Consider the following 11,255-nt stretch of genomic DNA (forward strand, 5'->3'; position numbering starts at 1 on the left):
CATGCCCTGGCTCCACTTCACAGCCACCTACGACTTCATCCCTAAGCCTGCAGTGACGATCCGCTATCCGGCAGGCTACGTCGGCTTGGTCACAACGCCTTGCGCTAACCGCGCTATTGCCGCTGGCAAGGCCGAGCGACTTCCAACTCCCAACAGAGACGAGGCTGAAGCATGGCGAAGCGCGCAGGTGCCGGCAGCCTGAATTGCCGTTTGACGTTTCAGGTTCGGCAGGACGTGGATGATGGTTTCGGCGGAACACGCGGTGAGTGGGTTGACCAGTTTACCGTGCCCGGGAGGCTGGAACCGCGATACGGCAGCAATGCTGAGAGCATCATGGCGGCGCGAATGCAGTCCATGCAGCCCTACAATCTGACCATTCGCGGTAGCGCAGCGGCAAGACAGATTACGGCATCATGGCGGGCATACGACGCTCGGGCTGGTAAGACTGGGGACAAGCCGAACCGGGTTTTCGGAATTAAGACCGTCGTCAATCCCGACGAGCGTGGGCAGTACATCGAGATGCTAGCGATTGAAGGCGAGGAAACTTGATGGCGGTAAAGATTAAAGGTCTGGACCGCCTACAGATCAAGCTAACGAAATTTCCGGAAGTTGCTGAAAAGCTTGTCAGAGCGGCGATGGAGCAAGGCGCTCAGGAAATCGTCAACATGATGCAAAACTTGGTTCCCGTCGATGATGGCGAGCTAATGGAAAGCATCGGCTGGACGTGGGGTAAAACTCCAAAATACAGCCAGCGAATTGGCAGCGTTAAGTCTAACGATGGCAAGCTGACCATCACGATTTACGCTGGCAATTCTAATGTGCGCTATGCCCATCTGGTCGAATTTGGCAGCGCGCCACATGTGAACGGCGGCATGTATCCAGGAACAATCAACCCTGGGGCCAAGGCGCAGCCGTTCTTCTTTGTGAGTTTCCGAGCCAAACGGCGAAGCGCGCGGGCGAGGGTGTCTCGTGCCATCACCAAGGCAGCTAAACAGATTGCAGCGGATCGCTAAATGGACCCGGTTTTAGAACTTCAGGGCGCGATTATTCAGCGCTTGCGCAGCTTTCCTGCGCTTGTCTCGCTGATTGGTCAGCGCAGCTACGATAACCCGCCGACTAACGACGAAGGGCAGGTTTCGCCCTCAATCTTTCCATACGTCAGTATCGGCGCATCGAGCGCTCAACAGGTAGATGCCGACTGTATTTTCGCTGACGATATCATTTTCCAGCTGGATGTCTGGTCGATTGAGCCAGCCAAAAAGCAGATGCGCGACGTCGCAAACGCAGTGCGTCTTGCAACACGAGGGTGGGAACCTGTTTTGACAGCAAACGCCCTCGTGACATTCGAGTATTGGCGAACTGACTACATCAAGGACGGCGCAATCAATCATGCGTCGATCCGTTACACGGCGATTATCGAGCAGCCTTAAGGCCACCGCGCCGATCACCCCGAAAACTATTAATGGCCGCCCTTATGGTGGCCTTTTTCGTATGGAGGCCGCATTGGCTCAAGCTACTACGATCAAAGGCGGCAAGGTCCGCGTGAAGCTCGGCAATGACGCAACGCCGATTGTTTATACAGCGCCTTGTGGCTTCACACAGAAGTCAATTACGCTCTCGAAAAACCTCAATGAGGTTTCGATTCCCGATTGTGAAGATCCAGACAAAGTGGACTGGATCGGCCGAGATGCCGCTTCGCTTTCGATGAGTATTAGCGGCGAGGGCGTACTTGCTTCAGAATCTATCGAGGCTTGGCTCGACGCTTGGGAAAGCATCGATTCCGTTCCTGTTCAGGTTGAATTGGTATTCCCTGCCACGACCTACACATACACCGGCAATATGCATGTCGAGAACCTCGATATTGGCGCCAACAACGGCGAGCGGGCGACGAATAACGTTTCGCTGCAGTCCGACGGCGAAATGGTCCGCGTCTCGGCACCGACGACTCCATAATGAGCAGAGACGCTAAGGTTGAGCTCGACTGGGCGGACGGTACTTATACCTTCCGCCTCGGTTGGGGCGAGTTGGAAGCGCTGCAGGAAGCGTGCGACGCCGGCCCTTGGGTCATTCTGGAGCGACTTTTCACCAAACAATGCCGCGTCGGCGATATCGCCCATGTGATCCGGCAGGGACTGATTGGTGGAGGCTTGGAGGCCACGGCGGCCACGAAACTGGTGAGAACCTACATCGAAAAACGCCCGCCTGCTGAGAACATCGTATTCGCCACCATCATTTTGCAGGCAGGTATTCAAGGCGTGCCGGAGGAGCCGGTGGGGGAGCCAGCGGCGGCAAATCAGACGGAGAACAACTCGACAGTCTCCCCAACGGAAAAGTCAGATTTGCCGCGGTCTACGGCAATGGTGCGGCGCTCGGCTTCACGCCGCAAGAAGTAAGACGAATGTCCATGTGGCAGTTCATGGCTGCCGTTGACGGTTACGTCAAAGCTAACTCGACCGACGATGGCGGTTTGAGCCAGGCGGAAAAAGACGAGCTTTGGGAGTGGGTGAGCGAGGGGTAGGGTGGGTTGCTAATAGCAACCCAACTGCGTTGCCTCGGCCTGCGCCTGTGCGCGCTCCGCTTCCAGCAATCTTGGGATGTTAGCCCGGCTAAGCAGTTGCTGGCATCTCAGTTCTTTGTTCGCCGGGTCAGATGCCTTATTGCTGGCGCAACCGCCTATAGCCAGCATGATGGTGCAAATAGTGACGATGGCTTTCATGTGTGTCCCCCTCCTCGGACAATTTTCTAAGTTAATGGGTTAAAACCCGCACGCGCAATGTTGTTTTCTTCCGCTCGGATCGCGTCAGCTTTCTGATAGATTCGGGTTCTAAGAGCATCGAACAATCTACTGTCTTGCTCATATATGATGATGTCATTGAGCGTTCCCATGCCGCCATAGCAGTGCAGGATCCGTATCACGCCGTGAAAGTCAGAAAGCCTGATTTCTGATGCACCTTTTTCGAGCACACTCGCCCATCCATGCACATTATGGGCACGCAATATTGCTACGATCTCATCTACATCGGAGCAAAGAGACTCTAAGTCCGGGTGCATCGTAAATTCTTTCGCTAAAACGTCGGTTCCTTCACGCGAGATCCAGATTTGGTGCCGTCGACTCCCGTGGCAAATCCTTCGAAATCACGACCGATAATAATCAGCGGCAAAGATGCCAGTGATGCGATGCCGCCCATGATCAGAAGCGCATACGGCATCAAAATACTTTGATTGTAATAGCCGCCAAATTGGACGTTCTTCGCAACGGCCGCGAGCAGATCCCAGTAGCCATACGCGGACACCAGAGGGCCGACAAATAGGAACGCAATTCCTAACCAGCCCACCCCATTAAATCTCTGTTCTATTTTCATAGGTGCCCCACCATGGCCACTGACTTAGAGACTCTTGTCGTTCAATTTTCAGCCGATTTCAAGCGTTTGGAGAACGCGATCAATCGGCAGCGTGGGCAATTCACGCGCCAGATGGGCCAGATGGAGAAGTCAGCAAACGCAAGCGTGCAGCGCATAAATGCGGCGCTTGGCAACATCGGCAAGGGCACGATGCAAGACCTCGCTGCTCCCCTAACTGGCATTACTGCCGCATTGGGCACGCGCGAGTTGATGCAGTATGCGGATGCTTGGACGCAGGCTGGAAACCTCATTCGTTCGTCAGCGACGGCAGCTGGTGTTGGCGCACGTTCGCTGAATGAGTTGAAGGACGGTGCGAACGAAGCACGCACAAGTCTTGAAGCATATACTGACTTATATGCTCGGCTGATCAGATCTGCCTCCGCCGTAGCCAAGTCGGAAAACGAGATTGCGCTGGCGACTTCGCTTGTCTCAAAAGCCTTTAAGGCTGGCGGTGCGTCCGCACAGGAACAAGCTGCCGGCATTCTCCAGCTCGGGCAAGCTTTGGGTTCTGGCGTGTTGCAGGGCGATGAACTCCGGTCGTTGCGTGAAAACGCGCCGGTTATTGCAAAGGCAATTGCTGACGAGTTTAAGACCACGATCGCAGGCTTGAAGCAGCTTGGCGCTGATGGGAAGCTGACGTCTGATCGCGTGTTCAAGGCTATCCTGAATGCAAAAAAGGGCATTGAGGCTCAGTTCAAGGCAACCAACGCGACTATTGCCGACGCCTTCACGCAGATTAATAACGAGTTTACCGCTTATATCGGCAATGCCGATAAGTCAGCTGGCGCGAGTAGGCAGCTGGTTCAAGCGCTGCAGTATGTTGCTGATAACTTCAAAGAGATAGCCGACGTTGTTGCAGCCTTTGCGACCGTGCTGATTACCGCGTTCACGGGGCGGGCGATTGCTGGGGTGGTCGTCGGACTGGGCCAAGCTGTTGTTGCATTGGGCTCATTCCTGACAGCACTTCGTACAGGTACGAGCGTAGTTGCCGCCTTCAGTGCATCGCTTGGGCCAATCGGCCTCTTGGCCGGGGCTGCAGCAGGTGCCGTCTATTTGCTCTATAAAAGTATAGGAAGCGGAGACAGCGCGGCCAAGAAATTCACGGATGCCATTGGTAGTAACGAAATCGCGCTCAAAAATGCAGCGAACGCTTCAAAAGCGTATCAGGCAGAGCTTGTGAAGCAGATTGCTTTGCAGCTTGAGACGGCAAAGTCGCAGAGTGTTACGGCGTCGGCCGATGCTTACACGGCAATTGACCGAGCGTCGAAATTTCGAGCGATGACTGGTCTTGAATTTGAGCCGTTAGAATATGCGGCGCGAACCGCTGAAACTAATGCCTTGCAACTCGAGCAATCCGTGATTGACCTCGAGAAGCAAAAGAAAAAGGCAGAGAGTATCCTCGCCTCAACGCCTTCTGGCTACGGCGGCGGTATCGCGACTACGCCAGACGACAAGAAGAAGGGCCGCACGAAGAAGACACCCGCTGAGCGGTTCGACAGTGACATCCAACGTATCACCGACCGCACATCGGCTCTTGTCGCGGAGACTGAAGCGCAGCGTCAGATCAACCCGTTGATTAATGACTATGGCTTTGCCATGGAAAAGGCGCGTACGGAGCAGGAACTGCTCAATGCTGCCCAGAAGGCGGGCGTTGCGCTCACTCCTGAGCTGCGAGCGCAGATCGCCCAGACCGCCGATCAGTGGGCACTTGCGAGTGCAGAGGCTAACAAGCTTGCCGAAGCGCAGAACCGTATTCGAGAAAACGCCGAAGACATGGCGGCATTCCAGAAAGAATGGGTTGGAGGAATTGCCAGCGATCTTTTGAACGGCGCTGACGCAGCGGATATATTTGCCAACTCTCTCGGACGCATCGCAGACAAGTTTATCGAGATCGGCCTTGCGAACATCTTCGATACCGACAAGGGCGGCTTCAACCTATTCGGCGCTCTGGGAGGCATTTTCCGCAAGAACGGTGGACCGGTAAAACGCGCAGGTGGTGGCATTGTCCGCGGACCTGGCGGGCCGCGTGGCGATAAAATACCGGCGATGCTGAGCGACGAGGAGTTCGTCGTCAATGCAGCAGCGACAAAGCGCAATCGTGCGTTGCTGGAAGCCATCAACAGCGGGCGTGTTATCGGACTGAAGGACGGCGGCTCACCTTTGCGCGCGCCATCCATGCCGATCCTGCGCTCATCTGCCGCGACGCAGCAAGCGCAATCCGGCATTGCCGACGTTCGTGTCTTTGTGGATCGCGACGGCAACTGGCAGGCCGAGGTCGAACTCATATCGCAGCGGAACGTGAAACAGGGGCTTACTGCTTTTGACAAAACAGGCGCCATGCGAACTGCACGCGATCTACGGCAAGTCAATTCAAGGGGGCTGGCAAGGTAATGGCTGAACTTCTTCCGACTGGCCTTCGATATCAGCCGACTTTCCCGGTCCTGAATCGCCCGGTTTCCATGTCTCAGTACGGGGATCGGGCGATTTCAGCGATTGAGAACGGCGATCCTTTCTGGACTTGGACGGCCAAGATTACAGCGTTGACGAATGCCAAGCGCAATTTGCTCGAGGCGTTCATCGATCGATGCCGCGGCGGTCAGGTTACGGTGCACTACACCCCAAAACACGTTTGCATCCCGCAAGCTTATTGGGGTGACGCTAATAATCCGGCAATCACCGGCACCGCTACGCTGGGTGCGATCAACGGCAACTCGCTCACCTTAAATGGCGCTGTGGTCGGATTGAAACTGAAGGAAGGCGATTTGGTCGGGTTTACGGTCGGCGATTACAACTTCATCGCCCGCATCGTTGCTGATGCCACAGCAGCCAGCACGAGCGTGCAGGTGAAGATCGAGCCATTCTTACCGTCCTACATCACCGTCGGCGCGGCAGTTCGCTTCAAGAGCCCGGTGATGAACATGCGGCTAATGCCGAAGACGTGGGAAATTGGCGACGGCAAGTTTCCCGATGCGTCGTTTCAGTTGATTGAGGTGCCGAAGTGAAGGAAGTGGAAGAAAGAGATTTTTTCGGTTTTACTCCTGAGATGACAAAGGTTTTGGAACGCGAACTTTCGAATTACGACGGGTTTTGTCTAATTGAGGTGGTAAAAATGGCATTTCAGGAAGTGAAGTTGGTGGACCCCGACGCTTTAAAATTAGATATGCGATGATATTCAGGGCGCACATTCCCATGTCCTCGCAATCCCTGATCAACTGATGCATTTCTTGTTTGTCTATTTTATCTTCGTACTCTCGGATTTCGCCCTTGGCGTACTCGGTACGTAAGATCAGAAAGCTGCCTTGATCTTCCTTGGCACCATGAACGAAGTAGTTGCGATGTTCATTCAATCGTTCGATGGAAATTGAAATTTCTCTAATGTGAGGCTCAATTTCCGGGTGAGACGAAGATGACGATAAAGCTCGAAGCGCGAACCAAAGTGACTGACCATTTAGTTCGTTGGTGACAGATTGCACTCCCTTTGGTTGGCCAAGCAAATGGCTCAAAAGCATCTTGCAACAATTTTCGGTGTTGTTCCAAGCCATCACGAGCTCGCCTAGCAAGTGAGCGAAGCTGATATCAACTAATGGATAGCGACGTCTCTCAGGTCTGTTTCCAGGATGTTTTTTGCCTTTTGACATGGTTGTGCCTCCGCGCGAGTATCAAAGCCGAGTCGCAATCGGAAGTCGAGACGCGCCTACCGTTGGCGCCGAGCGCGAATAGCACGAACCCAGGTGTTGTTGAACATAATGGCGCCTATGACCAATGCGACGGCACCCATGGCGATCATGCCGATAGCTACGCCTTGGTCTCCGAACTGCTGATATAACCAGCCCGTTTTTTCTACTGCTTGGGCTGGATTTCCAAGGCGAAGAACACCTTGGATCAAGGCACCAAAACCGACAATCAACATGCAAACACTTCTAATCATGCCGGCCAGATATCAGCTGGGCGCGGTTCAATCCACCCTTTCGATGATTTGGCGGTAACTAATGGCCTTCCCAGCACGTCTACAGCAATTGCTCGACGAGGGCAGGGGCAAGATAGCCTCGGCCGTCAAAGTCGAATTCGGTACCGGCACCTATGGCTTTTTCTCTGGCAAGGGGAGCGTGAGTTATGCTGGCCTTACGTACAACGGAAACACGCTGATCGACATCGATGAGCCTATGTATGCGCTCGGCACGGCTGCCCAGCCGGTGACGATGCGGTTGCCTGCCGCTGCTGATTTTGGGCTCACACCCGACAAGCTGAAGCTGATTGAGCAGGAAGACTACAAGAACCGTCCAGTCACGTTCTACGACTTCTATTTCGACCCGGATACGAACGCGTTCCTTCACGCCGAGCCGACATGGTACGGCTATGTCGATACCATTGACCACCGCGAGGAAGGCGACAATGTTTGGCTGGAAGGCAATATCGAGACCGGTGCAGTCGACAATTTCCGCGAAGGCTATCGTTATGCCTCGCACGAGGATCAGCAGCTTGTTTCGTTAGGCGACATGCTTTTCGAGTATGCAGCGAGGATCAAGAATGAATTCTTCAAAATCAAATTCGGCTAGGGTTCCCGGCTGGGATCGGGCGCTTGAAGACTTGGCAACTTCTCATGTCTCTATCGCTCCTGAATGGGGTATATCCGACTGCCTGATGACGGCGGCGGATGCGATCAAGGCCGTAACCGGAGATGACCCGCTTGTGAAGTTCCGCGGCAAGTACAAGACGGAAGCCGGCGCCGCTCGCAAGATGCGCGCCAATGGCTGCGAGAGCGTCAAGGATGTGTTCGAAACCTATCTCCAGCTTGAGCCCGTCAATAGGCTTTCTGCCCGCCGGGGAGATGTCGGCGTGATGATCATCAATGACGAATATGTGGCCGGATTTATCTGTGGCACAGGGTTCGCGGTCAAACAGCCTGCTGGTCTTACGTTCTTTCCTGTGACCGAAATCGAGCAGGCCTACAGGGTCGGCAGCTAACCACCACGACAATCAGCGCCTTTGAAGGTCCGCCAGCAGCGGGCCTTTTTTGTTGCGCCTGCATGAGGCCGCCGTATGCCATTTTTAGCGCCTATCTTCACCGCTATCGGCGGCATCGTGTCGAGCGTGGCCGCATGGGCTGCCGCCAGTCCGATTCTCGCCGGTATTGCTCAGACCGCATTCGGCATTGCACTTAAATATGCCGTCAACGCGCTGTTTCCACCGAAAACGCAAAGCCGAGCGTCGGAGCTGGAAACCCAGTACGGAGCGAATATCCCTCGTTCGGTTATTATCGGCACGTGCGCGACCGAAGGCCATCATATTTATCGAAACAGCTACGACAGTGGCGGGCGTCTCATTCAGGATGTGTTTGTTCTGTCGAGCTTCCGCATCACGTCTGTACCGCGGGTCCGATACAACGGTGAGTGGCGCACGCTTATCGCGCAAGATGCCGATGGCTATTGGTTTGTGCCAAATGAGGGCACGAGCGGCGACGATCACGATAACGTCCGCGTCAAGTTCTTCTATGGCACGATGGATCAGCAGGCCGAGCCGACGCTCATCAACAATGCCCGTCCTTCCGGACGTTGGACCGCGAACCATCGCGGCGCAGGGGTTGCTTATGCCATCGTGTTTTCGGAGCTGCGCAAGAATGGCGATGGCCTGACCTCGCCCGCAAAGCTGTTGTTCGAAGTCGTTGGCGCGCCGCTCTATGACTGGCGCAAAGACACTACGATGGGCGGATCGGGCGCACATCGCTGGGACGACCAGAGCACCTGGGAGTATTCCGACAATCCCGTTGTGCAGATTTACAATCTGGAGCGCGGATTCTTCAACGGCACTCAGCGCATGGTCGGCAAGGCGGTTCGCGCTAGCCGCCTGCCATTGGCAGAATACACCCAGGCGGCGAATATCTGCGACGAAGGTATGTCGGACGGTTCTAAGCGGTATCGCGCGCACGCGATTGCCAAGGACGGTCCCGGCGCGAACCACGACGCCAACCTGACGCCGATCCTCGAAGCCATGTGCGGCTCGTGGGTGGAGCGTGTTGACGGCGAATTCCCGATTGCAGGCGCTCCACAGGCCATCGTTGCAACCATCACCGATGCCGACATCAAGCGTGGTGCACCGCTTCGCTTCAGTGCGAAACGCAAGCGCACCGAGCTAATCAACACGGTTGCGGCCTCTTACGTTTCGCCGGATGACTTCTATGAAACGAAGGACGCGGCAACTCGCATCGATGCCGGCGCATTGGCGGAAGACCGCGAAACGCTGGCCAGCGCCATACCATATGCAGCCGTCACTGACGTGCGGCAGGTGGACAGGCTGGCAGACATCGCAATCCGCGGGGCGCGCTATCAGGCATCAGCGGAAATCGTCGTTCATCCGAAATTCCTCGACACGATCAAGGAAGGCCGGTGGGTTCGATGGAATAGCGCCAAGTATGGTGATCGGACGTTTCAGGTTCTGACGCGCCAGCTTGGCGGGATCAATACCGATGGCGCTCGCGATATCTCACTGTCGTTGCAGCAGATCAGCAATGGCGTTTTTGATCCGACAGCCTACGAAACAAACCCGCCGAACATCATCGTAATCCCACCACCGCAATATCTGGCCGAGGTGCAGAATTTCTTCGCCATTCCAATTGTAGTCGTTGCAGATGGACAAGGCGAACTGCCCGGTGTGCGGCTGATATGGGATCCGATTGATGATATCTCGGTCGTCGGCGTCGATATCGAATATTGGCCAGCGAATGACCCGTCGCAGGTGTTTACCAAGTTCGTGGCTTGGGACGTGATCAACGTTCCTATTGTTGAAGGCCTGACCTCCCTGACTGACTGGTTTGTCCGGACACGCTTGCGCGTGGACAATGGCCGGTCGGTCGCTTGGTCGACAGAAACGCCATTCACGACACTAAAGGCGGCAGGTGATGACAGTCCAGTCGATTACGAGCGCCTCGACGGTGACGTGAAGGGCCTAATCAACTGGATGACGGATGACCGGCGTGAAGCGCTTCGTCAGGCTCAGGAAAACGCCACCAAGACCGCTGACGGCATGCTGGCCGGTTATGCAGATAGCCGGTCGCTGCGCCGCGAACTTGCCAGCACCTACGGCAAGGCAAAGGCTTCGTGGTCCGAAGACATCTATGTCGCGACGGGGCCGAATAGCGCCATCGTGCAGCAACTGACACAGTTGAACGCCGAGCTTGACGACAAGGCGGATGCCAGTGTGGTGACGCTTCTGTCTACGCGAGTGGATAATGTTGAAGGCCAGTACACAGCCGTCGCGGACGCAATCACAGACGTAAATGCTTCTGTCGATGGCACGGTGGCTAACTCGGGTTGGCGCATGACGTCAACAGTCGGCGGGGGTGGCACATCGGCCAGAATATCGGCTTACGCTCGCATCAACACCGGCGACACTTGGAAACAGGCAGGCTGGTTTATCAATGTCACTCCGACGGGCAGCCAGTTTATCGTTGTGTCCAACCAGTTCGCTATTGCCGATCCCAATAACAATGGCAGCTTCACCTATCCGTTCGTTGTACAGAACGGACAGGTCTACATTCAGAACGCCCGTCTGGGCACCCTGTATTTCGACGTGCTTCAGTCCAACAACGGCAAGCTGATCATGCGCGGCTATGACAACTTGGCCGATCTGCGGATATTCACATGACCCAGACTTTTATCGGCTACAAACCGGGTGTCGGCCCGGTTCTGAAGTGCCTGAAATATGACACGGATGATCCACTGACGCTGGCAAACACGGCATTTGACAGGTTCTTCTTCAATTCGGAGACGCAGAACCTGTCTTATGTGTTCCCGACCAACCCGTTTTTCTATCGCTCGGCAGAGCTATCCGCGCTTCCGGCGACATTCAACATCACCA

17 protein-coding genes are annotated in these 11,255 nt (G+C 55.2%); 12 read left to right on the forward strand and 5 right to left on the reverse strand.

The window, feature by feature from the left end:
- Position 1 precedes the first annotated feature (1 nt).
- The 6 genes from ABWW11_RS22100 (at position 2) to ABWW11_RS22125 (ending at position 2,393) form a co-directional block, all read left to right on the forward strand.
- On the forward strand, positions 2–202 hold the full coding sequence (locus ABWW11_RS22100; RefSeq protein ID WP_319080751.1) for a hypothetical protein: 201 nt from the start codon (positions 2–4) through the stop codon (positions 200–202).
- On the forward strand, positions 172–549 hold the full coding sequence (locus tag ABWW11_RS22105) for a head-tail adaptor protein (protein ID WP_319080750.1): 378 nt from the start codon (positions 172–174) through the stop codon (positions 547–549). The genes ABWW11_RS22100 and ABWW11_RS22105 overlap by 31 nt, the downstream gene beginning before the upstream one ends.
- Positions 549–1,013, forward strand: coding sequence for an HK97-gp10 family putative phage morphogenesis protein (locus ABWW11_RS22110; protein ID WP_319080749.1), 465 nt, complete (start codon positions 549–551; stop codon positions 1,011–1,013). Before ABWW11_RS22105 ends, ABWW11_RS22110 begins: the two co-directional genes overlap by 1 nt.
- Positions 1,014–1,430, forward strand: a complete 417-nt coding sequence (locus ABWW11_RS22115) for a DUF3168 domain-containing protein (RefSeq protein WP_319080748.1) — start codon at positions 1,014–1,016, stop codon at positions 1,428–1,430.
- A gap of 73 nt (positions 1,431–1,503) precedes the next feature.
- Positions 1,504–1,953 (forward strand): phage tail tube protein, encoded by a 450-nt coding sequence (locus ABWW11_RS22120; protein WP_319080747.1) that lies wholly within the window; start codon positions 1,504–1,506, stop codon positions 1,951–1,953.
- A complete protein-coding gene (locus ABWW11_RS22125; protein WP_319080746.1) occupies positions 1,953–2,393 on the forward strand; it encodes a gene transfer agent family protein in 441 nt (146 codons plus the stop codon). Before ABWW11_RS22120 ends, ABWW11_RS22125 begins: the two co-directional genes overlap by 1 nt.
- A gap of 134 nt (positions 2,394–2,527) precedes the next feature.
- Here the strand turns inward: ABWW11_RS22125 and ABWW11_RS22130 are convergent, their stop codons facing one another.
- Genes ABWW11_RS22130 through ABWW11_RS22140 form a run of 3 tightly spaced genes read right to left on the reverse strand, consistent with a single transcriptional unit; the run spans position 2,528 to position 3,362 of the window.
- Positions 2,528–2,716: a hypothetical protein gene (locus ABWW11_RS22130; RefSeq protein ID WP_121538118.1), complete on the reverse strand. Its 189-nt coding sequence runs from the start codon at positions 2,714–2,716 to the stop codon at positions 2,528–2,530.
- 26 nt (positions 2,717–2,742) lie between these two features.
- Positions 2,743–3,051: a DUF6966 domain-containing protein gene (locus ABWW11_RS22135; protein ID WP_413464705.1), complete on the reverse strand. Its 309-nt coding sequence runs from the start codon at positions 3,049–3,051 to the stop codon at positions 2,743–2,745.
- Between the two features lie 14 nt (positions 3,052–3,065).
- Positions 3,066–3,362: a hypothetical protein gene (locus ABWW11_RS22140; RefSeq protein WP_319080744.1), complete on the reverse strand. Its 297-nt coding sequence runs from the start codon at positions 3,360–3,362 to the stop codon at positions 3,066–3,068.
- 12 nt (positions 3,363–3,374) lie between these two features.
- On the opposite strand from ABWW11_RS22140, the gene ABWW11_RS22145 reads away from it, so the two are divergent.
- On the forward strand, positions 3,375–5,792 hold the full coding sequence (locus ABWW11_RS22145) for a tape measure protein (protein WP_319080743.1): 2,418 nt from the start codon (positions 3,375–3,377) through the stop codon (positions 5,790–5,792).
- Positions 5,792–6,403: a hypothetical protein gene (locus tag ABWW11_RS22150; RefSeq protein WP_319080742.1), complete on the forward strand. Its 612-nt coding sequence runs from the start codon at positions 5,792–5,794 to the stop codon at positions 6,401–6,403. Before ABWW11_RS22145 ends, ABWW11_RS22150 begins: the two co-directional genes overlap by 1 nt.
- 30 nt (positions 6,404–6,433) lie before the next feature.
- Here the strand turns inward: ABWW11_RS22150 and ABWW11_RS22155 are convergent, their stop codons facing one another.
- A complete protein-coding gene (locus ABWW11_RS22155; protein WP_319080741.1) occupies positions 6,434–7,039 on the reverse strand; it encodes a hypothetical protein in 606 nt (201 codons plus the stop codon).
- A gap of 56 nt (positions 7,040–7,095) precedes the next feature.
- Positions 7,096–7,311, reverse strand: coding sequence for a hypothetical protein (locus ABWW11_RS22160; RefSeq protein ID WP_063621166.1), 216 nt, complete (start codon positions 7,309–7,311; stop codon positions 7,096–7,098).
- A gap of 79 nt (positions 7,312–7,390) precedes the next feature.
- On the opposite strand from ABWW11_RS22160, the gene ABWW11_RS22165 reads away from it, so the two are divergent.
- From ABWW11_RS22165 to ABWW11_RS22180, 4 genes are all read left to right on the forward strand, one after another.
- Positions 7,391–7,957: a hypothetical protein gene (locus ABWW11_RS22165; protein WP_109367093.1), complete on the forward strand. Its 567-nt coding sequence runs from the start codon at positions 7,391–7,393 to the stop codon at positions 7,955–7,957.
- On the forward strand, positions 7,929–8,366 hold the full coding sequence (locus ABWW11_RS22170; RefSeq protein WP_502904886.1) for a DUF6950 family protein: 438 nt from the start codon (positions 7,929–7,931) through the stop codon (positions 8,364–8,366). The genes ABWW11_RS22165 and ABWW11_RS22170 overlap by 29 nt, the downstream gene beginning before the upstream one ends.
- A 75-nt stretch (positions 8,367–8,441) precedes the next feature.
- On the forward strand, positions 8,442–11,042 hold the full coding sequence (locus ABWW11_RS22175; protein ID WP_353411595.1) for a phage tail tip fiber protein: 2,601 nt from the start codon (positions 8,442–8,444) through the stop codon (positions 11,040–11,042).
- A partial coding sequence (locus ABWW11_RS22180) for a hypothetical protein (protein ID WP_353409241.1) occupies positions 11,039–11,255 on the forward strand: 217 nt, incomplete at its 3' end. The genes ABWW11_RS22175 and ABWW11_RS22180, both read left to right, overlap by 4 nt.

Origin of the sequence: Brucella sp. NBRC 113783, assembly GCF_040372265.1 — a bacterium.
GTDB lineage: Bacteria > Pseudomonadota > Alphaproteobacteria > Rhizobiales > Rhizobiaceae > Brucella > Brucella teleogrylli.

Coding starts and splice junctions, on each gene's coding strand:
- ABWW11_RS22100 (WP_319080751.1), top strand. CDS start 2: ATGCCCTGGCTCCACTTCACAGCCACCTACGACTTCATCCCTAAGCCT.
- ABWW11_RS22105 (WP_319080750.1), top strand. CDS start 172: ATGGCGAAGCGCGCAGGTGCCGGCAGCCTGAATTGCCGTTTGACGTTT.
- ABWW11_RS22110 (WP_319080749.1), top strand. CDS start 549: ATGGCGGTAAAGATTAAAGGTCTGGACCGCCTACAGATCAAGCTAACG.
- ABWW11_RS22115 (WP_319080748.1), top strand. CDS start 1,014: ATGGACCCGGTTTTAGAACTTCAGGGCGCGATTATTCAGCGCTTGCGC.
- ABWW11_RS22125 (WP_319080746.1), top strand. CDS start 1,953: ATGAGCAGAGACGCTAAGGTTGAGCTCGACTGGGCGGACGGTACTTAT.
- ABWW11_RS22130 (WP_121538118.1), bottom strand. CDS start 2,716: ATGAAAGCCATCGTCACTATTTGCACCATCATGCTGGCTATAGGCGGT.
- ABWW11_RS22135 (WP_413464705.1), bottom strand. CDS start 3,051: ATGCACCCGGACTTAGAGTCTCTTTGCTCCGATGTAGATGAGATCGTA.
- ABWW11_RS22140 (WP_319080744.1), bottom strand. CDS start 3,362: ATGAAAATAGAACAGAGATTTAATGGGGTGGGCTGGTTAGGAATTGCG.
- ABWW11_RS22145 (WP_319080743.1), top strand. CDS start 3,375: ATGGCCACTGACTTAGAGACTCTTGTCGTTCAATTTTCAGCCGATTTC.
- ABWW11_RS22150 (WP_319080742.1), top strand. CDS start 5,792: ATGGCTGAACTTCTTCCGACTGGCCTTCGATATCAGCCGACTTTCCCG.
- ABWW11_RS22155 (WP_319080741.1), bottom strand. CDS start 7,039: ATGTCAAAAGGCAAAAAACATCCTGGAAACAGACCTGAGAGACGTCGC.
- ABWW11_RS22160 (WP_063621166.1), bottom strand. CDS start 7,311: ATGTTGATTGTCGGTTTTGGTGCCTTGATCCAAGGTGTTCTTCGCCTT.
- ABWW11_RS22165 (WP_109367093.1), top strand. CDS start 7,391: ATGGCCTTCCCAGCACGTCTACAGCAATTGCTCGACGAGGGCAGGGGC.
- ABWW11_RS22170 (WP_502904886.1), top strand. CDS start 7,929: ATGAATTCTTCAAAATCAAATTCGGCTAGGGTTCCCGGCTGGGATCGG.
- ABWW11_RS22175 (WP_353411595.1), top strand. CDS start 8,442: ATGCCATTTTTAGCGCCTATCTTCACCGCTATCGGCGGCATCGTGTCG.